A 23,050-nucleotide genomic window follows, 5' to 3' on the forward strand; every position below is an offset into this window, starting at 1 on the left:
GATCACTCAACCCCAAAAAATTCCAGCTGCCACTTCATCTCGTCGTCCGTCATGGGGTATTTGGTACCCTCGCGGGCGTTCAGCACATTGGACGGGGGGATCTGGGCCAGGCGCATCTGCACCTGGCGGGCGGCGCGCATGGTCAGCTTTGCCTTCCAGCACAGGGCGGTGACGCCGCGCGGGCTCTGGCCGGCGATGATCTTTTCCACGATGGGCAGGGGCAGGCCGGACAGCAGCGCCAGCGAGGCCATGACGAAGCCGCGGTCGCCTTGGCCCAGGGCCATCGTCACCGTATCCTCCGTCAGCTTCTTTTCCTTGTGCAGGCGCCGGGCCCGGTCGGCCGGGCGCTCCTTGGGGGCTTCCTCCTCATCCACCAGCCCGTTGCCGGTCGCGTTGCCCGCCTTGGCGGCGGGCAGGCGCTGGCGCACGGCCTGGGTGATCGCCTGGCGGGTTTCCGCCGGCAGGTCGCTGCGGCTTTCCAGCACCTTGACCAGGCTGTCGGTGACGAAGCCGGCGATGCGCGCGGCCGCCGCCGGCGGCAGGTGGGGGCGGCGCACCAGGGGGGCGTGCCAGGGCTCATGCTTGGGTGCGAGATCCAGGATGCGGTCCAGTGTCTCTTCCCGGATCTGGGCGCTGGCGTTGCCCAAGAGGCTGGCCACCGCCGCCTCGCGCTCCGTCTGCACGATGGCGTCGGACACGGCGACGCTGACGTCGGCACGCTCGGCGATGGCGCACAGGCGCTCATCCTCCGGCGCCCCGGCGATGATCTCCAGCAGGTCGTCGTCGGTCAGGATGGGGGAGTGGCGCAGGACGGGACCGGAGATGGAGGCATCCAGGTCGCGGGCCAGCTGCTGGATGACCGTGGGCGGGGCGTTGGGCATGTCCTTCAGCGCCGCCACCATGACGCCGCGCACCGCCACCGCCCGGTCGCGGGCCAGCGTCTCCAGGATCTGCAGGGTCATGCGCTCGATCTGCCCAACCCGGTCGGCGGACAGCGTGGGCACCAGGGCCGCGATCTTGGAGGCCAGGCCGCTGCGCACGCCCTCGTCCACGTCGGTGGACAGCATCATGTCCGCCTGGCGGGGCGTGGAACTGTTCAGCGCGATCTCCCGCCGCACCTCGGCGCTTTTGTCGGTCGCCAGCAGGTACAGGATTTCCGGCTGGGTCTCGGCGCGCGAGGCGACGAAACGCCGGTCGGCCGCGTCGCCGGTGGCCAGCTTCTTGGCGGTATCGTAGTCCAGTCCGCCCATCACTCGTCCTTTTCCCCGGGACCCTCTTTCCCGGTGTCGTCACTATAGGCGGGCGACAGGCAGCGATGGCCCTTGCCCAGACGTTTGGCGGCGTACATGCCCTGGTCGCCGCGGTCCACCAGGCTTTGCACCGGCTCGCCTCCCCCGCCCAGGTGGACGGCCACGCCGATGGAGACGCCCAGCGGCTTCTCCGGGCCGGCCGACAGGGGGCGCAGGAATTCCGCAGCCTCGCGCAGCAGGCGGTCGGCCACCGACAGGGCCTGGGCCTCGTCCACGCGGTCGACCCACAGCACGAATTCATCGCCGCCCAGGCGCCCCGCCAGGTCGCCCGGCCGCGCCATGCGGCGCAGCAAATCGCCCACGGCGCGCAGCACGTCGTCCCCGGCGGTGTGCCCCCGCAGGTCATTCACCGCCTTGAAGTTGTCCAGGTCGAAATACAGCAGGGCCGAGGCGCCACCGGTCTTGGCGCCCAGGCGCTGGCCCAGCAGTTCCATGACCGTGCGGCGGTTGTACAGGCCGGTCAGGCCGTCGCGCTCCGACAGGGTTTTCAGCCGTTCCTGGTAGCGGGCCTGGGCGATGGCGGCGCCGACATGGTCGGCGATGGTGCGGGCCATGGACAAATCGTCGGCCGACCAGCCACCCTCTTTCGCGCCCACCCCAGGCCCATTGTCGGGAACCGTTTCGGGTGTGGGCCGCCATACCAGGACGGCGCCGTTGACCTCATGGCGGAACAGGGTGCGGGCGGCCAGCACGTCATAACCGGCGGCGGTGACCGTCACCGGCCCCTCGCTTTCCGCCGCCCGGTGGGGCAACTCGGCCAGCGTCGCCTCCAGCTCCGCCGGAATGTTTTCCGCCACGCCCACGGGGACGTAGTTGTCCGCCCCTTCGACCCGGGCGCGCAGGGCGGAGCCGGCGGCGCCGGTGGCGTTCACCGCCACGCCGGCCGCGATCTCCAGCGTGCGGGCGGGGTCGACGTCGTCACGGGTGGAGGAGACGATGTAGCCCAGGTAGCGCTCGCGCAGGCGCACCTGGGCCAGTTCCATGGCGCGCAGCCGGGCGTCGGTGATGTCGCGGCAAGCGCCGCGGGCCCCGACCCATTGCCCGTCCGGCCCCGTCAGCGGCAGGGCGGAGGAGATGAGGCAGGCGGGGCGGCCATCCGCCGCGCGCAGCCAGACCTCCACCCGCTCGATGGCGTCCCGCGCCTCGAACGGCGACAGGCCGTCGTCGAACTCCGGCAACAGGAAGTCGTTGGGGTGGCGCCCCACCAGGTCGTCCGGCCGATAGCCGATGGCCCCGGCGGGTGAGACGAAGGCGAAACGCCCGTCCGGCCCGGTTTCCCAGGCGAAGTCGCTGGAGATTTCCACCAGGTCCTTATAGCGCTGGCGCGACTCCGTCAGCGCCTGGCGCAGGCGGCGTTCCAGGGTGGCCATGCGCCCCAGCAGCAGGTACTGCGCGCGGCCCGCCCCGTCAGGGGGCAGCGACAGCGGCGTCCATTCCACCACCTCCTGGTCCGGCAGGGGGCTGGAGTGGGTGCCGGGCTGCAGCACGCCGCCATCCGCCACCCAGCGCGACAGCAGATCCAGCCAGCCGTCGTCACGCAGCAGCAACTGGGCGCCCATCGGATTGGCGGCGGTGACCCGGCCCTCGGCATCGACCGCCAGCCCGGGACCGGCCCACCCCGTCAGCAACGCCTGGCCATCGATCAAATCGGAACCCATGCCCCCGCCTCGCGCGCCCAACAGCCGCCCGCGCCCGCCAAGTCCTTGGGCTCAAATACCTGGACCGGCAAGCCCGCCTCCCCAAAGGAGTAGCTTACTCCCCGGATGGCGGCAACTGGCCCGGACGGGCACCCCGTGCCGCGTCAGGATAGGGTGCGGGCCCCGCCGGTGGTCAGTCGCGGCTTGCCCGGAACGGCCGGCGGGCCCATGGTGGGGGCCATGATGACCGACACCGCCGCGCCCCTGACCGTCACCCCCGCCGACCATGCGCCCATGGGCAGCCCCTTCGCCCATGTCGACACCTGGATCTTCGACCTGGACAACACGCTGTATCCGGCGGCGTGCAACCTGTTCGCCCAGGTCGATGTGCGCATCGGCGCCTATATCGCCGAGGCCCTGGGCCTGGACGCCGACGCGGCCAAGCGCCTGCAGAAAGACTATTTCCGCCAGTACGGCACCAGCCTGCGCGGCCTGATGCTGAACCATGGGGTGCAGCCCGAACCCTTTCTGGACTATGTCCACGACATCGACGTCAGCGCCATTCTGCCGCAGCCGGCCATGGCGGAAAGCCTGGCGGCCTTGCCGGGGCGCAAGATCATCTACACCAACGGCTCGGCCGGCCATGCGGAGAACGTGATGCGGCGCCTGGGCGTGGCCGACCAGTTCCACGCCGTGTTCGATATCGTGGCCGCCGACTTCACCCCCAAACCGACCCCCGCCCCCTACGCCACGCTGATCCAGCGCCACGGCATCGACCCCACCCGCGCCGTGATGGTGGAGGACATCGCCCGCAACCTGGAACCGGCCCGGGCACTGGGGATGGCCACCGTGCTGGTGGAGACGGACTCGCCCTTTTCCCTGCCCAACCCCGACGCGCCGCCCGCGGCGTTGCCCTATGTGCAGCACCGCATCACCGACGTGCCCGCCTGGCTGGCCCAGGTGGTGGCTGACCTGGCCGGTCCCAAGTAGGCCCGCCCACGCAAGAATATGTCCGGGAGAGGCTGCTAAAGTAGGGTCTGGCCTGCCGCCGGGGGCGTTGACAGGGGTCGAAGCCCCCCGCCATTGTCCCCCCGCTTAATCGGACACCTCCGCCCCCAAAGCCGCCGACCAGGCGCCATCCGGACGACGCCCCATGACCGCTTTCACCGACCTGCAGAGCCATATCGAGCAAGCGTGGGAAACCCGCGACACCCTGAACGCCAGCACCACCGGCGCCACCCGCGACGCAGTGAACGAGGCGCTGTCGGCCCTGGACCGGGGTGACCTGCGGGTGGCGGAAAAGGTGGATGGCGCCTGGGTGGTGAACCAGTGGCTGAAGAAGGCCGTTCTGCTGTCCTTCCGCCTGACGGACAGCGCGCCGATGCCCGGCGCGCCGGGGGGCAGCACCTGGTTCGACAAGGTGCCCACCAAGTTTGAAGGCTGGGACGACGCCCGCTTCCGCGCCGCCGGCTTCCGCGCCGTGCCCGGCGCCATCGTGCGCCGCAGCGCCTACATCGCCCCCGGCGTGGTGCTGATGCCCAGCTTCGTCAACATCGGCGCCCGCGTGGGCAAGGGCACCATGGTCGATACCTGGGCCACGGTCGGCTCCTGCGCCCAGATCGGCGCCAACGTCCACCTGTCGGGCGGTGTGGGCATCGGCGGCGTGCTGGAGCCGTTGCAGGCCGGCCCGGTGATCATCGAGGACAACTGCTTCATCGGCGCCCGGTCCGAGGTGGTCGAGGGCGTGGTGGTCGAGGAGGGCGCCGTCCTGTCCATGGGCGTCTACATCGGCGCCAGCACCAAGATCATCGACCGCGCCACCGGTGAGGTCTTCATCGGCCGCGTGCCCGCCTACTCCGTCGTCGTGCCCGGCAGCATGCCTGGCAAGCCCCTGCCCGACGGCACCCCGGGCCCCAGCCTGTACTGCGCCGTCATCGTCAAGCGCGTGGACGAGCAGACCCGGGCCAAGACCTCGATCAACGACCTGCTGCGGGACTGATCCCCATGGCCGCCAGACCCCTTTCCACGCCGCTGGACGCCACCGACCCGGTGGCGCTGACCCAGGCGCTGATCCGTTGCGCCAGCGTCACGCCGGCCGACGCCGGCGCCCTGGGCGTGCTGGAAGGGGTGCTGGGCGCCCTGGGCTTCACCTGCCACCGCCTGCCCTTCACGGAAGAAGGGACAGCGCCGGTGGAGAACCTGTACGCCCGGCTGGGCGACGCCGGCCCCAACTTCTGCTTCGCCGGCCACACCGACGTGGTGCCGGTGGGGGATGAGGCGGCGTGGACGGTGGCGCCCTTTGCCGGGGACATCATCGACGGCCGGCTGTTCGGCCGGGGGGCATCGGACATGAAGGGGGCCATCGCCGCCTTCGTCGCCGCCGTGGCCCGGCACAAGGCCGCCGGACTGCCCATGGTGGGCAGCCTCAGCCTGCTGATCACCGGGGATGAGGAAGGCCCGTCCATCAATGGCACCCGCAAGGTGCTGGGCTGGCTGGCGGAGCGGGGCGAGGGCCTGGACGCCTGCCTGGTGGGCGAACCCACCAACCCGCAGCGCCTGGGCCAGATGATGAAGATCGGCCGGCGGGGCAGCATCACCTTCACCATCACCAGCCTGGGCGCTCAGGGCCATGTGGCCTATCCCCACCTGGCCGACAATCCCCTGCCCCGCCTGGCCCAGGCCCTGGCCCGCCTGTCGGGGGAGCCGCTGGACCAGGGCACGCCGCACTTCCAACCCAGCAGCCTGCAGATCACCACCATCGACGTGGGCAACCCCACCACCAACATCATCCCGGCCAAGGGCACGGCGGTGTTCAACATCCGCTTCAACGACCTGCACAGCCCGGCCAGCCTGGAGGCCCACGTGCGCGGCGTCCTGGCCGACGTGGGCGGGGCGTGGGACGTGAAGGTGACGGTCAGCGGCGACGCCTTCCTGACGCCGCCGGGGCAGCTGAGCGGTATCGTTTCGCAAGCGGTCCAATCCGTCACAGGGCTGGAGCCGGAGCTGAGCACCAGTGGCGGCACCTCCGACGCCCGCTTCATCAAGAACCACTGCCCGGTGGTGGAGTTCGGCGGCGTGGGCGCCAGCATGCACAAGGTGGATGAGCACATCGCCGTGGACGACCTGACCCGCCTGACCGACATCTACGCCCGCGTTCTGGCCGACTGGTTCGCGGCCCACGGCGCCGCCGCGTGATGGGGGAATTGGGCCGCAGCCTGGCCGGCGCCCTTCGTCTGGTCTTCCTGGACAAGACGGCCGCCGCCCGCTTCCCGGCCGACCGCGCCGGGGCGCTGCGCAGCTTCTGGGTATTCCTGGCCCTGCTGCCGGGCCTGGTGGCGCTGGACACGGTGGAGCGTTGGATGGGCCACCCCTTGGTCCTCGTCGGAGAAGCGCCGCCAACCGCACCCATGGCTCCCCTGGCGCGGGCCATCCCGTCCCTGCTCCTGACCTATACCATCAGCACCCTGGCCTATTTCCTGATGGTCGAGCGCATTCTGCATCTACAGGGCAACGGCGCCTTGTTCCCCCGCCTCGTCGCTGGCTTCAACTGGAGCGGGGTCGTCGCGCTGATTGTCGTCTTGCCGCTTGCCGCCCTGGCCCATACCGGTTGGCTGTCCACCCCCATGGCGCTGTCCATCGTGTGGGTGAGCTATTTCTGGAACCTGTTTTACGAGGCTTATGTCGCCCGCGCCGTCCTGGGTACGGGTTGGATTACCGCCACCGGCTTCGTCTTCCTGGACGTTGTCACCACGGAGTTGGCCTCCAACTTGGTGCGCGGGCCTCTCATGGCGGCGGTGGGCTAGACGCGCTTCAGTTACGGGTGGGCTCTACTCGTACCAGGCTTCGGTGAAATACAGCCCGTCCGGCGGGGCGGTCTGGCCGGCGGCGGCGCGGTCGCGGGCCTCCAGCGCCCGGGTCACGTCATCGGGCGTCCACTTGCCCTCGCCCACCAGGCGCAGGGTGCCGATCATGTTGCGGATCTGGTGGTGCAGGAAGGACCGGGCGCGGGCCACCATGTGGATCTCTTCCCCAACCCGGCTCACCGTCAGCAGGCTCAGCGTCTTCACCGGGCTCTTGGCCTGGCAGATGCTGGCGCGGAAGCTGGTGAAGTCGTGGTTGCCCACCAGGCGCTGGGCGCCTTCGTTCATGGCGTCGGCATCCAGGGCCATGGGCACGTGCCAGGCGCGGCCGACGTCCAGCGCCAGCGGCGCCCGGCGGTTGACGATGCGGTAGAGATAGGCGCGGCCCTTGCAGGACAGGCGGGCGTGGAAGTCGTCCGCCACCGCCTCCGCCCTCACCACGGCCACGGGCTCCGGCCGCAGGTGGAAGTTCAGGGCGTCGCGCACCGTGTCGGCCTTGGTCGGCTTTTCCAGGTCGAAATGGCAGACCTGGCCCAGGGCGTGAACGCCGGCATCGGTGCGGCCGGCGGCATGCACCCGCACCGCCTCACCCGAAAACCGGCGGATGGCCTCCTCCAGGCAGGCCTGGACGGAGGGGCCGTGCGGCTGCAACTGCCAGCCCTGGTAGGGCCGGCCGTCATATTCGACGGTGAGCTTCCAGCGCGGCATGGGGTCAGACGGCGGCGATGGGCTTGCCCACCGCGTGTGGGAAGCCGCGCAGGAAGGCCGCCCCCTCGACCGGGCCCTTGCCCGGGCGCTGCACGGTGGTGAGGCGCAAGGCGCCCTCGCCGCAGGCCACGGTCAGGTTGGCATCCAGCAGGGTGCCGGGGGCGCCGGTGCCGGCCACGGGCTCGGCCGCCAGCACCTTGATCTTCTCAATCGCACCACCCTCAAGGGCCGCCTCGAACCAGGTGCCGGGCCAGGGGGTCAGCGCCCGCACCTGGCGATCCAGATCCGCCGCCGGCTTGGTGAAGTCCAGCAGCCCTTCCTCCTTGGTCAGCTTGGCGGCGTAGGTCACGCCTTCCTCCGGCTGCACCGTGGCGGGCAGGTCGCCGGCCGCCAGGCGGTCCAGCGCCGTGACGATCAGGCGGGCGCCCAGGACGGAGAGGCCGTCGTGCAGCTGGCTGGCGGTCATGCGCGGGGTAAGGGCGATGCGCTCCTCCAGCAGCATGGGGCCGGTGTCCAGCCCGGCCTCCATCTGCATGATGGTGACGCCGCTCTCGGCGTCACCGGCCAGGATGGCGCGCTGGATGGGCGCGGCGCCGCGCCAGCGGGGCAGCAGCGAGGCGTGGATGTTGAGGCAGCCCAGGCGCGGCGCGTCCAGCACCGCCTGCGGCAGGATCAGGCCATAGGCGACCACCACCGCGACATCCAGGTTCAGCTCCCGGAACTCCGCCTGAGCCTCCTCGTTGCGCAGGGTGCGCGGCGTGCGCACCGGGATGCCCAGCGCCTGGGCCCGCGCGTGCACCGGCGTCAGCTGCTCCTTGTGCCCGCGCCCGGCGGGGCGGGGCGGTTGGCTGTAGACGCAGGCGACCTGATGCCCGGCCGCGACCAGGGCGTCCAGCACCGGAACGGAAAAGTCGGGCGTGCCCATGAAGGCAAGGCGCAGGCGGGTCATGGCTGCCTCCAACCAAACAAGTGAACCAGGCCTGCGACCGCGGGCCCCGGAGATTTCCGGGGAGCGTAGCGGACTGGAAATCGAGGATAGCCAAGCGGCCGGACGGCCGCGCCCGGCGCCTGAGGGAACAGCGTCAGCGAGCCGCCTTGGTCACCTTGCGCATGATCATGTTGCGCTTCAGCGAGGACAGGTGGTCGATGAACAGCACGCCGTTCAGGTGATCAACCTCGTGCTGGATGCAGCGGGCCAGCAGGTCGTCGCAATCGCGTTCCTGCACGCTGCCGTCGCGGTCGACGTAGCGCACGCGGATCTGCTTGGGCCGCACCACGTCGGCGTAGATCTCGGGGATGGAAAGGCAGCCCTCGTTGTGCACGCAGGTCTCATCCGACAGCCACAGCAGCTCCGGATTGGCCATGGCGATGGGTTCCTTGGCGCCTTCCTTATGCTCGGACACGTCGACGACGATAATGCGCTCCAGCAAGCCGATCTGCGGGGCGGCCAGGCCGATGCCGGGCGCCTTGTACATGGTCTCCAGCATGTCATCCATCAGCTTCACCACGCGGCCGTCGACATTGGCGATGGGCGCGCACTTCTTCTTCAGGCGGGCGTCGGGAACGGTCAGGATGGGCAGGAGGGCCATGGGTGTCGTGTCCGGATCAGGCGGCTGGTGAATGAGGGCGGTGAGTATAAACGCTCGCCCATCTGCGAGATAGGGGAAGCCGGCCGCCAGGGCAAGGCCCGGTTGCGTAGCGGGGGGTATGCGGGTGGATGTGCAGGGGGCGTTCATGGGCGCGGCGCATGCATCCCACCGGTTGCTTCACGATCCTGTTTATTCTAACGCTAAGGCCATGCGTGAACGGGGGAGACGCGCTTGACCATCCAACACCGCCGTTGCGGACACCTGCTCGCCGTCTTGTGCCTGGTTCTGATGCCGGCCGCCGCCGGAGCGGCCGACCAAACCGCCCAACCCGACCCGGCCAAGCCGCGCCTGGACCTCGCCTCGTTCAAGCAGCCGGACTATCCGCCAGAGTCGGCGCACGCGGGCGAGGAAGGCCGTGTGGGCGTCAGCGTCCAGTGCCAGGCGGACGGAAGCGTCACCGATCCCCAGGTGGTGGAGCCCAGCGGCTACGCCCGGCTGGACAATGCCGTGCTGTCGGTCGTGCCTGGCCTGCGCTGCTTCCCCGGCCACGATGCCCAAACCGGCGAGGTCGTCACCGGCCCGGCCAAGTTCCGCTATAACTTCAAGCTGCGCACGCCACCGCCCCCCGCCAGCCTGCACCTGACGTCCGAGGACATCCGCGACCTGGTGGCGGCCGCCCGCGCCGCCAACCCCGGCGTGACCATTCCCGAGCCCACGGACAGCAAGAGCCAGCAGGTCATGTGGAACCTGGCGCTGGACGCCAAGCTGGCCCCCGGCGCCTTCAGGCGCCCCGCCTATCCGGCGGCGGCCCTGGCGCAGCGCGAGGCCGGCACGGTGGCCATCGCCTTTCTCTGCGGCGCGGACAGCCACGTCACCGCCACCCGCGTCATCAACAGCGCTGGCAGCCCCCGCCTGGACGCGGCCCTATCCGACGCCGTGCCTCCGGGCACCGCCTGTCAGCCCACCACCACCGGCGCAGACCATACGCCGGTGGCCTCCTGGGGCTTCGTCGCCCACGCCTTCGTGCCGCCCGAGGCGCCAGTGGGACCCCCGCCAGCGGGCACCCAGCCTTTCTAAGGACCATGGTGCCGACCGCCATCAATTCCGTAACCATCGTCTTGGCAACAACCCGGAGAGAGACATGGCAAGGTGGTATGCCCACATCGGCAGGCTATTGTTTCTCAGCATGATGTATGACGCCTGGACCATGGAGGCCCACGCCATCCCTGCGGACTCGCCATCACCAGCTGGCTCCCCGGTCAAGCTGGACGCGAAGTCCTTCTTCGACGCGCAACCCATCTATCCTCCGGACTCCATTGCCGCGCAGGAGGAAGGACGCCTCGTCTTCATCGTATTGTGCGACGTCGACGGCACCGTCAGCGACGCCGTGATCATGGAAAGCAGCGGCCACGAGCGGTTGGACCAATCCTTGCTGACCGCCGCCCGTGCCCACCGGTGGGGGTGTGCCATCCATGACGCCAACGGCGACCCGCCAGACGGCATTCGGCGGGCCATTTGGGGCAGCACCAAGATAGCGTATCGCTTCCAGCTGCAGATGAGCGATGGAAGCCGCCCCACGCCAAACCGGCCACCACCTCCGGAAGCAGCGGTACAGCTGGAAACGGTGACGCCGCCGGTCTATCCGGCTGCCGCACGCGCCGCCGGGGAGCAAGGCCGGGTCGACCTGCGCTTCCTCTGCCAACCCGACGGCCGGCTGAGTGACATCACGATCGACCATTCCTCCTCACACGCGGATTTGGACCAAGCGACCCTGGCCGCGGCGCAGAGCGGGAAATGGCGTTGCCAGCTGCCGGCGGATAGCCGAGAGGCCACGGTGGGGTCATACAGCCACACGTTCCGCCTCTCCCCGGTGCCGCCGCAGCCAATCCCGCCCCCTCCGCCACCGCCGTCAAAGCCGATGCCGTTCTGGGAACGACAATTCTTGCCGCAGTTGCCGGTTGAGATCAGCAGCGCTGCCCTACCGCGCCTTCCAGTGCCGTATCCCCCTGAGTCCGTAAGACTGAAAGAAGAGGGCCGGGTTCGCTTCACAGCCTTTTGCAACGACGCTGGGATGTTCACGTCCGCGCACATCCAGTCGTCCAGCGGCTATAAAAGGTTGGACGATGCGCTGCTGGCCGCCGTGGACTCTCATCGCTGGCGATGCGCGAATCCCAAATCGGCCAAGCCGCCGCTCACCTCCCTCGTCGAGGCCGAGTATCTGTTCCGACTACCCGCGCGGCAAAAGGGCGGCCCGCGCGTTCGTGACAAGCCACTGCCGAAACCTTGAGCTGCGACAACCCTCTTTCACTTCTGCAACGTTTATCTCTTGGGGATGAGAAGGGGGACTTCATGCGGACTAGCGGAAGCCAGGCGGTCATTAGCGGCATCCTGGTTGCGGTAGCTTGTTGGCCGTTAACTCAAATGTCATCGTTGGCTGAACCACCGGAGAGGGTCTTCAGGCCGGCATGGTCGTCAATAATATCCGACTTTCCTTTCGCGCATGATGAATCGTTCTACTTCGGCTTTGCCGCCATCCCCCAGGGTGCCGCACTCGATGTCCCGTCTTTCCGCCGCTTCCCTCCGGTTTATCCCTTGGAGGCGGTGAGACTGAAGAACCAGGGCCGGGTTAACTTCATCGCGCTCTGTGATGCGAAGGGTGTTGTCACCTCCGCCGAGATCCCGCGGAGCAGCACACATCCTGAATTGGACGATGCCGTACTGGCGGCTGCCCAATCCGGCCAGTGGCGCTGCAAACCAGCTCTCGTAAATGGACTGCCTGAAACCTCATGGGCGAAAGCGAGTTTCCGCTTCCGTCTCAGCGACGTTGGGAAAGCCCGCGCACACCAGGCGGCCGCCGTCCGCACCCCCTCACCCCAGCGTCCGCCGCGCCCGTAACGCCGCGGTCAGCGTGCCGTCGTCCAGGTAGTCCAGCTCGCCGCCCACGGGCACGCCGTGGGCCAGGCGGCTGATGGCGACGTTCAGGCCGGAGAGGCGGTCGGTCAGGTAGTGGGCGGTGGTCTGGCCGCCGGCGGTGGCGTTCAGCGCCAGGATGACCTCGCGCACGGCCACGCCGTCCGTGCCTTGGGCCACGCGGGCCAGCAGGCCGGGGACGGCCAAGTCGTCGGGGCCGATGCCGTCCAGCGCCGACAGGGTGCCGCCCAGCACGTGGTAGAGGCCGCGATAGGCGCCCGTGCGCTCCAGCGCCCAGAGGTCGCCCACTTCCTCCACCACGCACAGGATGGTGCGGTCGCGGGAGGCGTCGCGGCAGACGCCGCAGGGGTCGATCGTGTCCAGGTTGCCGCAGACGGGGCAGGTGCGGATGCGGGCGGCGGCCCCGGCCAGCGCCTCGGCCAAGGGATCCATCAACTGCTCGCGCTTCTTGATCAGGTGCAAGGCGGCGCGGCGGGCCGAGCGCGGGCCCAGGCCCGGCAGGCGCGACAACAGCTGTATCAGGCGGTCGATTTCAGGGCCGATCATGGCCCCAAGATAGGGGCTGTGCCGGCTTTGTTCCAGCCCGGCTTTGTTCCAGCGGGAAAATGAAAACGCCGGGCCCGTCGCCAGGCCCGGCGTTCAAAACCACACCCTGAAGGGCGGCGCCGATCAGAACGGCAGCTTCATGCCCGGCGGCAGCTTCAGGCCGCCCATGAGCTTGTTGGTCTCTTCGGCGATGTGCGCCTCGACCTTGCCCTTGGCGTCGTTGAAGGCGGCGACCAGCAGGTCCTCCAGCACCTCGATGTCCTCGGGGTCGACGACGGACTTGTCGAGCTTCACCTTCTTCAGCTCGCCCTTGCCGTTGACCACGACGCGGACCATGCCGGCGCCGGACTGGCCGTCGGCCTCGATCTCGCCCAGCTTGCCCTGCATTTCCTGCATCTTGGCCTGCATCTGCTGGGCCTGCTTCATCATCTGGCCGATGTTCTTCATGGCCTAAAAATCTCCTTCCCAGTCGCCGTCGCTCATGTCGGGCGGGGCGTCGAAATACGGGTTGTCGGGGGCATCCATACCGCCATCCTCGTAAGAAGGGAAGGCGGGGGTGAGGGCGGCCTCTTCGGCGGCGGCCTTGGCGGCCGCCGCGGCCAGCTGGTCCAGGTCGCGCACCGCCGCCATCCTGGCGCCGGGGAACGCGGCCATCAGGGCCTGCACCAAGGGGTTGGCCGCGGCCTGTTCGCGGGTGCGGTTCTCCGCCGCGCGGTCCTGGTCGCTGAGCGTGGGTTCGCCAGGCGCGCTGGAGACCGTGACGATCCAGCGCCGGCCGGTCCATTCCGTCAGCAGCTGCCCCACGCGGCCGGCCAGGTTGGGCACGGCCATGGCGGTGGGCCGCAGCTCGATCAGCCCCGGCTCGAACTTCACCAGGTGGACCATGCTCAAGAGGTTACCCTGTAGCATGCCCTCGCGCCGGGCGCCGAACAGCTCCGCCACCTCGCGGAAGGATTTGGGATCGGCCGGGGGTAGATCCGGAACGGGCTCCATCACAGGGGTGGGGGCGACCACGGGAGCCGCCTTCACCGCACCGGCCAGGCCGCCGCGCAGGACGGCCATGGGGGCGCCATTCGGGCCGCCGCCGCCGGCCATGGCCATACCGCGCGCCGTGGCGCCGCCGCCCCCCATGGTGCCGCCGCCCATCGGCGCGCCGCCGCCATTCCCGCCCGTGGTGGGCACACCGCCCTCCATCACCTTGCGCACCAAATCACCCGGGCTGGGCAGGTCGGCGGCGTAGGCCAGGCGGATCAGCACCATTTCCAGGGCCTGCATGGGTACCGGCGCCTGCTGCACCTCGCCCAGGCCCTTCAGCAGGATCTGCCAAGCACGGGCCAGGGCCGGCATGCCCAGCTTGGCCGCCAGGTCGCCGCCGCGCACCCGCTCCATCTCCGGGATGCCCTGGTCCTGGGCCGTGCCGGGAACCACGCGGGCGCGGGTGAGGAAATGGGTGAAGTCCAACAGGTCCTGGGCGATGACCACCGGGTCGGCGCCGCGCTTGTGCAGATCGTCCAGCACGGCCAGCGCGTCGGCCGGCCTGCCCGACAGGGTCGACTCGAACAGATCCACCACCAGGGTGCGGTCGGCCAGGCCCAGCATGTCGCGGACCTGCAGGCCGGTGACCGTGCCGCCGCCCAGCGCTATGGCCTGGTCCAGCAGCGACAGGCCATCACGCACCGAGCCATCGGCAGCGCGGGCGATGAGGCTCAGCGCCTCCGCCTCCACCGGCACCGACTCCTGCGCCGCGATACGACCGAAATGGGCCTGCAGCGTACCCTGGTCCACCCGGCGCAGGTCGAAGCGCTGGCAGCGCGACAGCACCGTCACCGGCACCTTGCGGATCTCGGTGGTGGCAAAGACGAACTTCACATGGGGCGGCGGCTCCTCCAGCGTCTTCAGCAGCGCGTTGAACGCGCTGCGCGACAGCATGTGGACCTCGTCGATGACGTAGACCTTGTAGCGGGCACCAGCGGGGGCGTAGCGCACGCCCTCGATGATCTCGCGGATGTTGTCGACCGAGGTGTTGCTGGCCGCGTCCATCTCGATGACATCGACGTTGCGGTCCTGTGAGATGGACACGCACTGCTCACACACGCCGCAGGGGCTGACGGTGGGGCCGCCCTGGCCATCCGGGCCGATGCAGTTCAGGGCCCGGGCGATGATGCGGGCGGTGGTGGTCTTGCCCACGCCGCGCACGCCGGTCAGCATGTAGGCTTGGTGGATGCGCCCCGACTGGATGGCATTGCGCAGGGTGCGCACCAGCGCGTCCTGACCGATCAGCTCATCGAAATTGCGGGGGCGGTACTTGCGGGCCAGAACCCGGTAAACGGCATTACCGGCGGCGGTGTCGGAAGCGGAGGAAAGCGGGCTTTGATCGGTCACGGGATCGCTCAACCCTTCCGGCGCTGGCAGGGACAGGGCGCGCCGGCGGCTAGCGCCGGGTGCCCGCCTAGGGGCTTCTCATTTTATGAGGTGGGAGGCTGGACATGCGACCCGCGCCGAAACTCGTTACGGCTGCTTCCTTCCGGACCTGACCGGGTTGGCGAGGGACACGTCCGCCGCCAACCTCCCGCCGCCATATATCGGCATCGACCCGCCCCATAGCAAGTGAAAAGGCGGCAGGGCCGACCCGCCCCTTCCGATGCGCCGCATGACGAGGGGTGGCCTTGCCCGCTCCGGCCCCATCATGAGACGAATGGTGATCATGACGAACCGGTCCCAGAAAAACTTCTACACCGGCGCCGGCCTGGACCGCGCCACCATCGCCCGCAAGCAGGCCGACTGGCTGGCCCAGCGCCTGGCGGCCCCCGAAAGCCGTTTCCTGGCCGTCTGGCGCGGCCTGTTCCTGGTGGCATCACCGCCGCAAGGGACGCCAGAGGAAGCGTCGGTTCAGCCCGTCTATCTGGACCCAGCCAGCCCGTGGTGGCGCGAGGCCGCGACCCTGGCCCCCGCCTTCCTGGGCGTGGAGGGGGACGTCGCCCACTTCGCCGTCGACTTGTCGGGGCTGGAGGAAGGCCATCCGGACCTGCTGGGCCTGGGCACACCGACGGAGCTGCGCACCTTGGCTCATCAGGTGGACCGGTCCACGGCCAGCCTGCTGGCCTATGTGCGCGGTCTGCTGGGCTGGCATCAGCGTCACCGCTTCTGCGGCGTCTGCGGCACGGTGACAGAGGTGATCGAGGGCGGGCATGTCCGCCGCTGCACCAACCCCGACTGCAAGACGCTGCACTTCCCCCGCACCGACCCGGCCGTGATCATGCTGGTGCACGATGGCGACCGCTGCGTCATGGGCCGGCAGGCCCGATTCGGCCAAGGCATGTATTCCACCCTGGCCGGCTTCGTGGAACCGGGCGAAAGCCTGGAGGAAGCGGTGGCGCGCGAGGTGATGGAGGAGGCCGGCATCCAGGTGACGGACGTGCGCTACCAGTCCTCCCAGCCCTGGCCCTTCCCCTCCTCCCTCATGCTGGGCTTCCACGCCCGCGCCGTGACCACGGAGCTGAAGGTGGATTTGGAGGAGCTGGAGGACGCGCGCTGGTTCACCCGGGAGGAGGTGCGCGAGGCCAGCCTGCGCCGCGGCCCCCTGGACGGATCCTTGCGCCTGCCCCCGGCCGACAGCATCGCCCGCCGCCTGATCGAGGATTGGCTGGAGGGCGAGGTTTAGGCTATCGACCAAATCGGGGGAGGAACCATGTCGGGGGAAACGCAGACCAGCACCTGGCCGCTGCCCAAGTTCTATTTCTCGGTCCAGCTGGGCAACGGCGTCGCCGCCACGTTCCAGGAAGCAGCGGGACTGGATACCGATGCCCAGCCCACCCCGGCATCAGGCCCGCTCGGGAACGTGACCCTGCGTAAGGGCGCCGTCACCAACGGCAGCGCCCTGTGGGACTGGTTCAACCAGATCAAGCTAAACACGATCGCCCACCAGACAGTGGTGATCAACCTGCGGGACGAGGCCGGCGCAGTGGCGATGGGCTGGACCTTGAACAACGCCTTCCCCACCAAGATCACCGGCGCGGACCTGAAGTCCGAAGGCAACGAGGTGGCCGTGGAGTCGCTGGAGGTCGCCTTCGAAACCCTGGTGATCACAGCACCTTAAGGCGTGGTGCAAGAACCCCCATAAGCGTCGGCATAGGGCTTGCCAAAGCAGGCCAACAGGCCATCGACGATTCCCATGTTCATGGGCCAGCTCAGCATCATCATGGAATCGCCTGTGGTGTCCGATTCCAGTGGCGGCCGTGGAACATGGCTCAGGCGATCCCGCGCCGCCTGCAACGCTGGCCGGTCGTGGCGCAGGAAGGCCAAGGTCGCGTCGACGTACGCATTCCACGCCTGGGCCCGGGATGTGTCGCGCGAATCGTGAGACTGTTCCATCAACGTGAGGGCGGCGGTGTCGCCGGCGAGGGCCCGCACCTGTCCCTCGTGCCAGTACAGGATACGTGCCGGCTCCTGCGGATGGGCGGCCCGGTAATCGCGCAGCAGGTCGGCCGCCGCCATCAGACAGCCCGGCTTCTCCGCGATGGGGCGCCATCCCCCGGTGAGATCCTGGTCGAACGCCTGCCCGTCCAAGGCCAGCAGCGCGGCCCGGTCAGGCACGCAGGCATCAGCCGCCAGCGCTGACACGGCAGCAAGGGACAGAGAAACCAGCAGCACGGCCGGACACCACACCTTCATGGGCACACCACCATCGCGATTGACGGGTGGGATGCTAACCCAAAAAGTGTCAGCCGCCCATGATGGCCAGCGCCTGGGCATGCGCGCGGGCGTCGCCGGACGCCACCACCTCACCCACCGCCCCCAGCACTAGGTCGCGGCCCTGCCAGTCGGTCATGCGGCCACCGGCGCCCTCGACCACCGGCACCAGGGCCGCCCAGTCCCAGGGCGCCAGGTCGCGCTCCACCGAGATGTCCAGCCAGCCGTTGGCCACCTGGGCGTAGCCGTAGCAGTCGCTGCCGTAGACGACGTAGCGCGAGGCGGCTTTCAACTGGGCGAAGCGTTCCGCCTCCACGCCCTTGAACATGTCCGGGCTGGTGGTGGTTACCGTCGCCTCCGCCAGGGTGGCGCAGGCGCGGGTGCGAACGGGCGTGCCGTTGAAGCGGGTGGGACGGCCCACGCCGCCGATCCAGCGTTCCCCCAGGATGGGCTGGTCGATGACGCCCAGCACCGGACGGCCGTGGCGCAGCAGGCCGATCAGGGTGCCGAAGATGGGCCGGCCGGTCATGAAGCTCTTGGTGCCGTCGATGGGGTCCAGTACCCAGACATACTCCCGGTCCAGGCCGTGGGTACCCAGCTCCTCGCCCAGGATGCCGTCGTCGGGGCGCTCGGCCGCCAGCAGGGCGCGCAGCGCCTCTTCCGCCTGGCGGTCGGCGATGGTGACCGGCGTCAGGTTGGACTTGGCGTCGATCTCCACATCCGCCCGGAAATAGCGGCGGATGACGGCGCCCGCCGACTCGGCCATGCGATGGACCAGGGCGATGAACTCTTCTGGAACGGGCGTCGTCATGGGTTCTTCCTGGGCTGCGGGACATGCAAAGAGGGGCGGCCCCGGCCGGGACCGCCCCTGCTTTTATACCGGAGAGACCGCCGCCTCAAACCCAAGGCGGCCGGCTATTCCTTAAGCGCACCCGCTTGTCACGGCAGCGGGGCCGGGCTGTCGGCCTGGGCCCGCAAGTAGGCGATGACGTCGGCGCGGTCCTTGACGGACTTGAAGCCGGCGAAGGTCATCTTGGTGCCCGGGGCGTAGGTCTTGGGGCTGGCCAGGAACTCGTTCAGCTTTTCGTAATCCCAGGTGCCACCCAGCTTCTTGATGGCGTCGGAGTAGGCGAAGCCCTCCATATGGCCCTGCTTGTTGCCGATGATGCCCCACAGGTTGGGGCCCACCTTGGCCGGGCCGCCTTTGTCGAAGGTGTGGCAGGCCTGGCAGACCTTGGTCAGCTTGGCGCCGTTATCGGCGCTGGCAGCGGCCAGCAGCGGGCTGACCGGGTCCGGCTTGGCCGGCGCCGCCGGTTCGCCACCCGCGGCCGGGGCCGCCTCCACGCCTTCGATCTTGTACACGTTCTCGGTCAACATCGTCGGGTGCACGGCCTTCTTGGCGATGAACCCCGCCAACAGGGCGATCAGCGCGCCCAACAGAATGGCCATGGAAATCTTGTTGAAGAAGCTACCCGCCATCAGATCAAGCCCTCATGTCCCACGCTGTTTGCCGTTCGCGTGCTGGTTATGGTTCCTGCGCGTCCAGGTTAACGCCAGGTGGTGACGCTTGTCGATGCCCGGGGCCGTTATGGTCCGGCCATCATTCTCCCAAATTCCGGGCGACGATAAGCGGCCTGTTCAACCAGGGCAAGATAGTTCGGCGCCCTGCCTGCAAACCGGCTTGACCATGGGAGGTAAATGTCGCACGCCTGCCCCAGCCATGAGCCAAATCAAATCGTAGGCCGAAGCCCCATGTCTTCAAGCCCCGCCGCCTCGCCGTTGGGCGCGCCCAAAGCCCCCATCGTGATCATTCCGGCGCGGATGGCCTCCACCCGGCTGCCGAACAAGCCGCTGGCCGACATCGGCGGCGCGCCCATGATCGTGCAGGTGTGGCGGCGCGCGGCGGAGGCCGACATCGGCCCGGTGCTGGTGGCGGCGGCGGAAAAGGAAATCGTCGAGGCGGTGCGGGACGCCGGCGGCCAGGCGGTGCTGACCAACCCCGACCACCCCTCCGGCTCCGACCGCATCCACGAGGCGCTGCGCCTGGTGGACCCGGAGGGGCGGCACGACGCCGTGGTCAACGTCCAGGGCGACTTGCCGACGGTGGAGCCGGCCACGGTGCGCGCCGCCTTCGGCCCGCTGGCCAATGGGCAAGTGGACATCGCCACCCTGGCGGTGGAGATCACCGTGGAGGAGGAGCGGCACAATCCCAACGTGGTCAAGGCGGTGATCGAGCTGGCGCCGGGCGCCCGCGTGGGCCGCGCCCTGTACTTCACCCGCACCACCACCCCCTGGGGTGCCGGCCCGCATTATCACCACATCGGCCTTTACGCCTATCGCCGCGAGGCCCTGGCCCGCTTCGTCGCCCTGCCCCCCGCCGCCCTGGAGCAGCGGGAAAAGCTGGAGCAGCTGCGGGCGTTGGCCAACGGCATGCGCATCGACGTGGCGGTGGTGGACGCGGTGCCCCTGGGCGTGGACACGCCGGAGGATCTGGAACGGGCGCGGGCCCTGATCGGCAGCATGACGGCCCCGTAAAACAAGCGGCATGAGCCATGGGTCATGCCGTTGTAGGCTGCGACCCCGATATACGGGAAAGGGCCGCCGGAGCTTTCCGGGAAGCGAAGCGGACTGGAAAGCAAGGAAGCCAAGGCTACGCACGTGGCCGCCCGGCGCTTGAGGGGGAAAAGAATATGTCCGACGCCGCCGAGAACAGCATCGCCTACCAGGGGGCGCCGGGCGCCAATTCCGACATGGCGTGCCGGCAGGTGTTTCCGGACATGGTCCCCCTGCCCTGCCATTCATTCGAGGACGCCTTCGCCGCCGTGACGGAGGGCCGCGCCCGCCTGGCCATGATCCCCATCGAGAATTCGGTGGCCGGCCGCGTGGCCGACATGCACCACCTGCTGCCCCAGGGCGGCCTGCACATCATCGGGGAGCATTTCCAGCGGGTGGTCCATTGCCTGGTGGCGCCTAAAGGGGCCACGATCGAGGGCCTGAAGCAGGTTCATTCCCACATCCAGGCGCTGTCGCAATGCCGAGGATACCTGCGCACCCATGGCATGGCGCCTGTCACCCACGCCGACACGGCCGGTGCCGCCGCCGACGTGGCCAAGTGGGGCGACCTGACCCAGGGCGCCATCGCCTCGGAACTGGCGGCCCAGATTTACGGGCTGGAGGTGCTGGCGCGCGGCATCGAGGATGCGGAGCACAACACCACCCGTTTCCTGATCCTGTCGCGGGAGCCCAAGCCGGCGACGCGCGGGGCAGGCCCCGTCATCACCAGCTTCGTCTTCCGCGTGCGCAGCGTGCCGGCGGCCCTGTACAAGGCCATGGGCGGCTTCGCCACCAACGGCGTCAACATGACCAAGCTGGAAAGCTATATGGTGGGCGGCCGCTTCACCTCCACCCAGTTCTACGCCGACGTGGAAGGCCACCCCGAGGACCGCCCCCTGCGCCTGGCGCTGGAGGAGCTGGACTTCTTCGCCCGCGAACTGAAAATCCTGGGCGTCTACCCCGCCCATCCCTTCCGTTCCGAAAGCAGCCAGCGCGACGACGGGCAGGATTAAGGAGTCTTCCCGATGGCCCTGCTGTTCGTCTCCGCCCACGACCACGCCGCCGACTGGGTGAACGAGCTGAACGCCCAATTGCCTGAGCTGGACGTGCGGGTATGGCCGGAGGGCATGGGCGACCCGGCGGAGATCGACTACGCCCTGGTCTGGAAGCCGCCGGCGGGCCTGCTGGCCAGCCTGCCCAAGCTGAAGGTCATCTTCTCGCTGGGCGCCGGGGTCGATGCCCTGCTGGCCGACCCCACCCTGCCCGACCTGCCGCTGGTGCGCATGGTGGAGCCGGGCCTGACCGAGGGCATGACCGAATATGTCTGCCTGCATGTGCTGCGCTGGCATCGCGACGCCCCCCTGTTCGAGGCGCAGCAGCGGGCGGCGCAGTGGAAGCAGCTGACCCACCAGCACCTGGCGCGGGAACGCAGGGTGGGCATCCTGGGCCTAGGCGCCCTGGGCAGCGACGCGGCGCAGGCCCTGAGGGCCCTGCGCTTCGACGTGGCCGGCTGGAGCCGCTCAGCCAAGCACCTGGACGGCATCGCGACCTATCATGGGGCCGGGGGCTTGGCGCCCTTCCTGGCGCGCACGGACATCCTGGTCTGCCTGTTGCCCCTGACGCCGGACACGGAGAACATCCTGGACGCGGGCCTGTTCGCCCAGCTGCCCCGGGGTGCCGTGGTCATCAACGCGGCCCGGGGGCGCCATCTGGTGGAGGAAGATCTGCTGGCGGCGCTGGACAGCGGCCACCTGGCGGGTGCCACCCTGGACGTGTTCCGTACGGAACCGTTGCCGACTGACCATCCCTTCTGGACCCACCCCAAGGTGACCGTCACCCCCCACGTCGCCGCCATCACCCAGGCGCGCACGGCGGTGGAACAGGTGGTGGGCGGGCTGAAGCGGCTGGCCGCCGGCCAGCCGCTGATCAACCTGGTGGATCGGCGTCTCGGCTATTGAACGAGGCCGGACTGGCCGCCGCCTTCGGACAAGTCGACCAAGGCCTCGATATCCACCAGTTCCACCATCTGATCGGGCAACAGCCGGATGAGGTGGGTGGTCTTGAGCTTGGTGAAGGCGCGAGAGACCGTTTCCATGGTCAGCCCCAGGAAATCCGCGATGTCGGTGCGGGTCATGGGCAGCGGGATGCGGCAATGGTCCTGAGGCTCGGGCGTCACCCGCCGGGCCTGGCGCAACAGGAAGCTGGCCAGCCGCTCCGGCGCGGTCTTGCGCCCCAACAGCAACATCTGCTCCTGTGCCACCTGCAGTTCGGTGGCGGTGGCCGCCAGCAGGCGCAGGCGCAATTCCGGATCCCGGTCCAGCAGCGTGTCGAACTGCGTGCGGGACAGGCGCCGCAGGGTCACGGGCGTGACGGCCTCGGCGGAATAGAGATAGGTGCCGCCTGGGGCCAGCCCCAGCATGTCGCCGGGCTGCAGGAAGCCCACGATCTGCCGCCGGCCGTCGGCCATCATACGCAGGATGCGGACCATGCCGGAGGTGATGATGCGCACGCTGCTGGCCGTATCGCCTTCCGAGAAGATCACCTGGTCCCGGCTGTAGGCGGAAGCCTCGTCCGCCCAGGGGGCGAATGGGCCGGCCGATGCGGCCCGGCTGGCGGACGGCGCCGGCAGGACGGTGAAGACGGCCGGGCTGGGCTGGCGGGGGGCGGTCGGGGCGGTGGCGAGCGATGGCGTCATCTGGGGGCTCCCGTTCATGTCGGGCCTGAACCAGCCCGTCGTCGTTCCGTGAGAGAACCCTAGCGCCCAGCGTTCCACCTGATGAGTTCGGTCTTCTACCTACGTAAAACCCCTTATGGGCGCAAAGCCCCTATGGACGCAAAACCAGGGTCCGTCAGGCAGGGCCGCCCAGCAGCCGCCGCAATTCATCCAGCAGCCGGCCGGTATCGACGGGCTTGTCCAGGAAGCCGGCCACCCCCGCCCGAAGGGCCCGGTCGCGCGTCTCCGCCTCCATGTTCGCGGACATCATCAGGACAGGCACGTCGCGCAGCAGGGCGCGATGCCCCTCGACGAACTCGACGCCCGTCATGCCGGGCATATGCTGGTCAAGCAGCAGGCACCCCGGACCGCCATCGAAATCGGCGGCGAAGTCCTGGCAGGAGGCGTAAAGATCGACCTCAAAGCCGTACAGCCGCAGCAGGAACTTTAGGGAGTCGCGGACGGACTCGTCGTCATCAACGACATGGATCCGTCCCGCCGCGATCTCGGCCAC

25 protein-coding genes and 1 other RNA gene are annotated in these 23,050 nt (G+C 69.2%); 12 read left to right on the forward strand and 14 right to left on the reverse strand.

Translation table 11 applies throughout. The annotated features are described in order from the left end of the window. Positions 1-2 precede the first annotated feature (2 nt). On the reverse strand, positions 3-1,250 hold the full coding sequence (locus FBZ87_RS11875) for a DUF2336 domain-containing protein (protein WP_145610555.1): 1,248 nt from the start codon (positions 1,248-1,250) through the stop codon (positions 3-5). Then, a complete protein-coding gene (locus FBZ87_RS11880) occupies positions 1,250-2,968 on the reverse strand; it encodes a sensor domain-containing diguanylate cyclase (RefSeq protein ID WP_145610556.1) in 1,719 nt (572 codons plus the stop codon). The genes FBZ87_RS11875 and FBZ87_RS11880 overlap by 1 nt, the downstream gene beginning before the upstream one ends. Positions 2,969-3,187: 219 nt before the next feature. On the opposite strand from FBZ87_RS11880, the gene FBZ87_RS11885 reads away from it, so the two are divergent. The 4 genes from FBZ87_RS11885 (at position 3,188) to FBZ87_RS11900 (ending at position 6,750) form a co-directional block, all read left to right on the forward strand. Further along, a complete protein-coding gene (locus FBZ87_RS11885; RefSeq protein WP_145610557.1) occupies positions 3,188-3,937 on the forward strand; it encodes a pyrimidine 5'-nucleotidase in 750 nt (249 codons plus the stop codon). 163 nt (positions 3,938-4,100) lie between these two features. Next, positions 4,101-4,946 carry a 2,3,4,5-tetrahydropyridine-2,6-dicarboxylate N-succinyltransferase gene (gene dapD / locus FBZ87_RS11890; protein ID WP_145610558.1) on the forward strand — a complete coding sequence of 282 codons (846 nt, stop codon included), beginning with the start codon at positions 4,101-4,103 and terminating at the stop codon, positions 4,944-4,946. A 5-nt stretch (positions 4,947-4,951) separates the two neighbouring features. Continuing rightward, positions 4,952-6,142, forward strand: a complete 1,191-nt coding sequence (gene dapE, locus FBZ87_RS11895; RefSeq protein ID WP_145610559.1) for a succinyl-diaminopimelate desuccinylase — start codon at positions 4,952-4,954, stop codon at positions 6,140-6,142. Then, entirely contained in the window at positions 6,139-6,750 is a 612-nt protein-coding gene (locus tag FBZ87_RS11900) for a hypothetical protein (protein WP_145610560.1), read from the forward strand. Before dapE ends, FBZ87_RS11900 begins: the two co-directional genes overlap by 4 nt. Before the next feature lie 24 nt (positions 6,751-6,774). On the opposite strand, the gene truA is transcribed toward FBZ87_RS11900, so the two are convergent. The 3 genes from truA to def all read right to left on the reverse strand — a co-directional run bounded on the left by truA (position 6,775) and on the right by def (position 9,104). Then, on the reverse strand, positions 6,775-7,515 hold the full coding sequence (truA, locus tag FBZ87_RS11905; RefSeq protein WP_145610561.1) for a tRNA pseudouridine(38-40) synthase TruA: 741 nt from the start codon (positions 7,513-7,515) through the stop codon (positions 6,775-6,777). A 4-nt stretch (positions 7,516-7,519) separates the two neighbouring features. Beyond that, positions 7,520-8,464, reverse strand: coding sequence for a methionyl-tRNA formyltransferase (fmt, locus tag FBZ87_RS11910; protein ID WP_145610562.1), 945 nt, complete (start codon positions 8,462-8,464; stop codon positions 7,520-7,522). Between the two features lie 133 nt (positions 8,465-8,597). Next, positions 8,598-9,104, reverse strand: coding sequence for a peptide deformylase (def, locus tag FBZ87_RS11915; protein ID WP_145610563.1), 507 nt, complete (start codon positions 9,102-9,104; stop codon positions 8,598-8,600). A gap of 231 nt (positions 9,105-9,335) precedes the next feature. Here def and FBZ87_RS11920 point away from each other — a divergent pair, with 231 nt between their 5' ends. From FBZ87_RS11920 to FBZ87_RS30215, 3 genes are all read left to right on the forward strand, one after another. Beyond that, the gene (locus tag FBZ87_RS11920) at positions 9,336-10,181 is read left to right on the forward strand and encodes a TonB family protein (RefSeq protein ID WP_145610564.1); all 846 of its coding nucleotides are present in this window, start codon (positions 9,336-9,338) and stop codon (positions 10,179-10,181) included. Between the two features lie 64 nt (positions 10,182-10,245). After that, positions 10,246-11,391, forward strand: a complete 1,146-nt coding sequence (locus tag FBZ87_RS11925) for a TonB family protein (RefSeq protein WP_145610565.1) — start codon at positions 10,246-10,248, stop codon at positions 11,389-11,391. Between the two features lie 134 nt (positions 11,392-11,525). After that, the gene (locus FBZ87_RS30215; RefSeq protein WP_186454724.1) at positions 11,526-11,999 is read left to right on the forward strand and encodes an energy transducer TonB; all 474 of its coding nucleotides are present in this window, start codon (positions 11,526-11,528) and stop codon (positions 11,997-11,999) included. Here FBZ87_RS30215 and recR read toward each other — a convergent pair. The 4 genes from recR to ffs form a co-directional block, all read right to left on the reverse strand. Beyond that, positions 11,973-12,581, reverse strand: a complete 609-nt coding sequence (gene recR, locus FBZ87_RS11935) for a recombination mediator RecR (RefSeq protein ID WP_145610567.1) — start codon at positions 12,579-12,581, stop codon at positions 11,973-11,975. The genes FBZ87_RS30215 and recR overlap by 27 nt on opposite strands. Positions 12,582-12,704: 123 nt before the next feature. Continuing rightward, positions 12,705-13,028 carry a YbaB/EbfC family nucleoid-associated protein gene (locus FBZ87_RS11940; RefSeq protein ID WP_088870677.1) on the reverse strand — a complete coding sequence of 108 codons (324 nt, stop codon included), beginning with the start codon at positions 13,026-13,028 and terminating at the stop codon, positions 12,705-12,707. Positions 13,029-13,031: 3 nt separating this feature from the next. Then, positions 13,032-14,963: a DNA polymerase III subunit gamma/tau gene (locus FBZ87_RS11945; protein WP_246134369.1), complete on the reverse strand. Its 1,932-nt coding sequence runs from the start codon at positions 14,961-14,963 to the stop codon at positions 13,032-13,034. Positions 14,964-15,053: 90 nt separating this feature from the next. After that, positions 15,054-15,151: signal recognition particle sRNA small type (gene ffs / locus FBZ87_RS11950), an RNA gene on the reverse strand. 134 nt (positions 15,152-15,285) lie between these two features. Here ffs and nudC point away from each other — a divergent pair. Further along, a complete protein-coding gene (gene nudC / locus FBZ87_RS11955; RefSeq protein ID WP_338424071.1) occupies positions 15,286-16,242 on the forward strand; it encodes an NAD(+) diphosphatase in 957 nt (318 codons plus the stop codon). A gap of 27 nt (positions 16,243-16,269) precedes the next feature. Then, positions 16,270-16,677, forward strand: coding sequence for a phage tail protein (locus FBZ87_RS11960; RefSeq protein ID WP_145610570.1), 408 nt, complete (start codon positions 16,270-16,272; stop codon positions 16,675-16,677). On the opposite strand, the gene FBZ87_RS11965 is transcribed toward FBZ87_RS11960, so the two are convergent. The 3 genes from FBZ87_RS11965 to FBZ87_RS11975 all read right to left on the reverse strand — a co-directional run bounded on the left by FBZ87_RS11965 (position 16,674) and on the right by FBZ87_RS11975 (position 18,749). Further along, positions 16,674-17,258, reverse strand: coding sequence for a hypothetical protein (locus FBZ87_RS11965; RefSeq protein ID WP_211106936.1), 585 nt, complete (start codon positions 17,256-17,258; stop codon positions 16,674-16,676). The genes FBZ87_RS11960 and FBZ87_RS11965 overlap by 4 nt on opposite strands. Positions 17,259-17,301: 43 nt before the next feature. After that, complete coding sequence (gene hisN, locus FBZ87_RS11970) at positions 17,302-18,081, reverse strand: histidinol-phosphatase (RefSeq protein ID WP_145610571.1); 780 nt, start codon at positions 18,079-18,081, stop codon at positions 17,302-17,304. A gap of 128 nt (positions 18,082-18,209) precedes the next feature. Beyond that, positions 18,210-18,749, reverse strand: coding sequence for a c-type cytochrome (locus tag FBZ87_RS11975; protein WP_145610572.1), 540 nt, complete (start codon positions 18,747-18,749; stop codon positions 18,210-18,212). A gap of 273 nt (positions 18,750-19,022) precedes the next feature. On the opposite strand from FBZ87_RS11975, the gene FBZ87_RS11980 reads away from it, so the two are divergent. The 3 genes from FBZ87_RS11980 to FBZ87_RS11990 all read left to right on the forward strand — a co-directional run bounded on the left by FBZ87_RS11980 (position 19,023) and on the right by FBZ87_RS11990 (position 21,781). Then, on the forward strand, positions 19,023-19,805 hold the full coding sequence (locus FBZ87_RS11980) for a 3-deoxy-manno-octulosonate cytidylyltransferase (protein ID WP_145610573.1): 783 nt from the start codon (positions 19,023-19,025) through the stop codon (positions 19,803-19,805). A 155-nt stretch (positions 19,806-19,960) separates the two neighbouring features. Next, positions 19,961-20,836, forward strand: coding sequence for a prephenate dehydratase (locus FBZ87_RS11985; RefSeq protein ID WP_145610574.1), 876 nt, complete (start codon positions 19,961-19,963; stop codon positions 20,834-20,836). Between the two features lie 12 nt (positions 20,837-20,848). Further along, positions 20,849-21,781 (forward strand): 2-hydroxyacid dehydrogenase, encoded by a 933-nt coding sequence (locus FBZ87_RS11990; RefSeq protein WP_145610575.1) that lies wholly within the window; start codon positions 20,849-20,851, stop codon positions 21,779-21,781. Here the strand turns inward: FBZ87_RS11990 and FBZ87_RS11995 are convergent. Together FBZ87_RS11995 and FBZ87_RS12000 are read right to left on the reverse strand one after the other, a co-directional pair. Further along, positions 21,775-22,518 carry a cyclic nucleotide-binding domain-containing protein gene (locus FBZ87_RS11995; protein WP_186454725.1) on the reverse strand — a complete coding sequence of 248 codons (744 nt, stop codon included), beginning with the start codon at positions 22,516-22,518 and terminating at the stop codon, positions 21,775-21,777. The two genes, FBZ87_RS11990 and FBZ87_RS11995, sit on opposite strands and share 7 nt — an antisense overlap. 154 nt (positions 22,519-22,672) lie before the next feature. Beyond that, positions 22,673-23,050: a response regulator transcription factor gene (locus tag FBZ87_RS12000; RefSeq protein ID WP_246134370.1), complete on the reverse strand. Its 378-nt coding sequence runs from the start codon at positions 23,048-23,050 to the stop codon at positions 22,673-22,675.

Source organism: Nitrospirillum amazonense (genome assembly GCF_007828035.1).
GTDB classification, from domain to species: Bacteria; Pseudomonadota; Alphaproteobacteria; order Azospirillales; family Azospirillaceae; genus Nitrospirillum; species Nitrospirillum amazonense.

What these genes read in the sequence shown, in the direction of transcription:
- FBZ87_RS11875 (WP_145610555.1), bottom strand. Translation starts at nt 1,250, where the DNA reads ATGGGCGGACTGGACTACGATACCGCCAAGAAGCTGGCCACCGGCGAC.
- FBZ87_RS11880 (WP_145610556.1), bottom strand. Translation starts at nt 2,968, where the DNA reads ATGGGTTCCGATTTGATCGATGGCCAGGCGTTGCTGACGGGGTGGGCC.
- FBZ87_RS11885 (WP_145610557.1), top strand. Translation starts at nt 3,188, where the DNA reads ATGATGACCGACACCGCCGCGCCCCTGACCGTCACCCCCGCCGACCAT.
- dapD (WP_145610558.1), top strand. Translation starts at nt 4,101, where the DNA reads ATGACCGCTTTCACCGACCTGCAGAGCCATATCGAGCAAGCGTGGGAA.
- dapE (WP_145610559.1), top strand. Translation starts at nt 4,952, where the DNA reads ATGGCCGCCAGACCCCTTTCCACGCCGCTGGACGCCACCGACCCGGTG.
- truA (WP_145610561.1), bottom strand. Translation starts at nt 7,515, where the DNA reads ATGCCGCGCTGGAAGCTCACCGTCGAATATGACGGCCGGCCCTACCAG.
- fmt (WP_145610562.1), bottom strand. Translation starts at nt 8,464, where the DNA reads ATGACCCGCCTGCGCCTTGCCTTCATGGGCACGCCCGACTTTTCCGTT.
- def (WP_145610563.1), bottom strand. Translation starts at nt 9,104, where the DNA reads ATGGCCCTCCTGCCCATCCTGACCGTTCCCGACGCCCGCCTGAAGAAG.
- FBZ87_RS11925 (WP_145610565.1), top strand. Translation starts at nt 10,246, where the DNA reads ATGGCAAGGTGGTATGCCCACATCGGCAGGCTATTGTTTCTCAGCATG.
- FBZ87_RS30215 (WP_186454724.1), top strand. Translation starts at nt 11,526, where the DNA reads ATGTCATCGTTGGCTGAACCACCGGAGAGGGTCTTCAGGCCGGCATGG.
- recR (WP_145610567.1), bottom strand. Translation starts at nt 12,581, where the DNA reads ATGATCGGCCCTGAAATCGACCGCCTGATACAGCTGTTGTCGCGCCTG.
- FBZ87_RS11940 (WP_088870677.1), bottom strand. Translation starts at nt 13,028, where the DNA reads ATGAAGAACATCGGCCAGATGATGAAGCAGGCCCAGCAGATGCAGGCC.
- nudC (WP_338424071.1), top strand. Translation starts at nt 15,286, where the DNA reads ATGACGAACCGGTCCCAGAAAAACTTCTACACCGGCGCCGGCCTGGAC.
- FBZ87_RS11960 (WP_145610570.1), top strand. Translation starts at nt 16,270, where the DNA reads ATGTCGGGGGAAACGCAGACCAGCACCTGGCCGCTGCCCAAGTTCTAT.
- hisN (WP_145610571.1), bottom strand. Translation starts at nt 18,081, where the DNA reads ATGACGACGCCCGTTCCAGAAGAGTTCATCGCCCTGGTCCATCGCATG.
- FBZ87_RS11975 (WP_145610572.1), bottom strand. Translation starts at nt 18,749, where the DNA reads ATGGCGGGTAGCTTCTTCAACAAGATTTCCATGGCCATTCTGTTGGGC.
- FBZ87_RS11980 (WP_145610573.1), top strand. Translation starts at nt 19,023, where the DNA reads ATGTCTTCAAGCCCCGCCGCCTCGCCGTTGGGCGCGCCCAAAGCCCCC.
- FBZ87_RS11985 (WP_145610574.1), top strand. Translation starts at nt 19,961, where the DNA reads ATGTCCGACGCCGCCGAGAACAGCATCGCCTACCAGGGGGCGCCGGGC.
- FBZ87_RS11990 (WP_145610575.1), top strand. Translation starts at nt 20,849, where the DNA reads ATGGCCCTGCTGTTCGTCTCCGCCCACGACCACGCCGCCGACTGGGTG.
- FBZ87_RS11995 (WP_186454725.1), bottom strand. Translation starts at nt 22,518, where the DNA reads ATGACGCCATCGCTCGCCACCGCCCCGACCGCCCCCCGCCAGCCCAGC.